Annotated in this window: 2 protein-coding genes; both read right to left on the reverse strand. The window is 45.4% G+C overall.

The window, feature by feature from the left end; all coding sequences use genetic code 11:
* Positions 1 to 44 precede the first annotated feature (44 nt).
* The gene (locus tag BZG79_RS14985) at positions 45 to 644 is read right to left on the reverse strand and encodes a hypothetical protein (protein WP_077774809.1); all 600 of its coding nucleotides are present in this window, start codon (positions 642 to 644) and stop codon (positions 45 to 47) included.
* Positions 645 to 1,063: 419 nt separating this feature from the next.
* The gene (locus tag BZG79_RS16820) at positions 1,064 to 1,456 is read right to left on the reverse strand and encodes an RHS repeat-associated core domain-containing protein (protein WP_242414218.1); all 393 of its coding nucleotides are present in this window, start codon (positions 1,454 to 1,456) and stop codon (positions 1,064 to 1,066) included.
* Positions 1,457 to 1,935: the final 479 nt, after the last annotated feature.

Genomic DNA, 1,935 nt, shown 5'->3' on the forward strand with positions numbered 1-1,935 from the left:
ATCGGTGACACAGAACTATGAACCCCTCCAAAAATCAGAGAGTACTATTTTTTGTACTCTTCTCGTAACGCCATGAACTCTTCACATGTCATTTTCTGGTAGTCTTTAGGCGGAAGGGGGAGGTCTGGATACAGTAATGATTTTTGTCTATCCCAATCAATCCCAGTTTCATAGTAGTTTTTTATCCGTTCACGGATGATTTCTGGCTGACCAATCATAGACAAGCATTCAAATGCATAAAGGATATCTTGATGTGCTTCTGGAGTTAAGAAAGGAATAATAGTCACAGAATGATTTGGGTCATAAACCTCCCCTCTCTTTACAAGTTTGAGTCCTTGTAATTTTGTTGAAGATCTAATTTCACCGAGAGATAAACTAAGTATTGGTTGAGGCCTGTTATTTATAAATACAACATCCGTAACCTCTTGAGAAAAGAGCTTTACTAATCTATGACTGGCTACGGTTATATTGAATAACACCGGCACTGTATTGAGGTCTATCCCGCCCCATAAATCTTCTTTTCTCAAACAATCAAAAACATCTAAACGACAATCATTTCTGAACTGAGCCAGAACATATCCATGATCTGGCACGCTTATCGAGAAAACAGCGTCAACGACTAAATCTTTTTTTCTAATTGCCATTATATACTCCTAGCCACATGCTTTGGGTGGCTTGCTATTGTATTCATCTGCCTTAGCTAGATATTGCTCTCGTCTTGGGTTATTAGGTCCCACTGGATTCTGTTTATTTGATGTCCCCTCTAGACCGCCTAACTTTTCAAATTGACGTTGCTCTAATCCCCTAGCTGTGTACTTTCCTTCCAACCCTTCTCCTTTATAAAAAGGTTCAGGTTTAAAGTCGAACGTATCAAAGTTATTTCCATACCTATAATTCAATACATCTTCTGCGCTATGCCCAAACCCCGGTTTACTTGCATACCCTACGTACGGCTTACCGTTTTTTACTCCTTGATAGGTAATATGTGTGGCCTTAGCGGGGTCACACACCAATCCCAACGGATCCACCCACTCTAGTGGGTTGGCAACATAGGCCTGTGGCCTTATATCGGGTCTGGGCTAAGATACTGGCCACTGTCTGCATCGTAATAACGGTTTACGTTATAGTAAAGGCCCGATTCGGGGTCTTCGAGTTGTCCTTGGTAGCGAAGATCACACTGTATACTGTCGTTGGCCACTTCTTCGCGTCGTTGCCAGTGCCGTTGTGATTGCCCGTGGTAGTGGCCCCATAGCGCTTGCTCTCCCCGCCAGACAATATCACCTTGCTCATTACACAGCTCTTGCGGTGTGCCCGCGTGGTCGGTCACGATGTAATGCAGCTCGCTACCTTGATTATGGTGGGTCACTTGCGCCATCGGGCGGAAGCTGCCGGGCTCGAAGAAGTATTCGGTTTGTTGCAACACCTGCCCATCAGCGGTGGCCTGTTGCTGCTGCACGATGTGCGCGCCGTCCCACAGGTAGTGAGTCTGTGTTTGGCTGTGCGCACATTCTTTGGCGATACGTCGCCCAAACGGGTCGTAGCGGTAGCGATACCGCGTGCCGTTGGGCAGTTCAATGTGGGTTAAGGGTGTCTAGCACACGCCCTGCGCGGTCATGGCGAAGCTTTTGGCGCTGCACGCTAGTATGTTGGAGGCATCAGAAACGTGGATACCTCCAATGTAATACTGGAACGTGACGCTATCGCAGCTAATTAGTAACGTTGAAGAACGGATCGACGATTACATGGTTCTGTGATTACTCGGTGACACAGAGCTATGAACACCCTCAGTACAACTCTCCTGTCGCTTGTCTAAGAAACTGGGATTTCAACGGAAAAATCAAACCCGACTAATCCAGCATCTTCAACGCGCTTTTTAAATTTATCTGTCACAAAAACACGACTAATATCTTCTTCAATAGAGAACATATATTCATC

Origin of the sequence: Salinivibrio sp. MA427, from assembly GCF_001996115.1 — a bacterium.
Lineage (GTDB): Bacteria > Pseudomonadota > Gammaproteobacteria > Enterobacterales > Vibrionaceae > Salinivibrio > Salinivibrio costicola.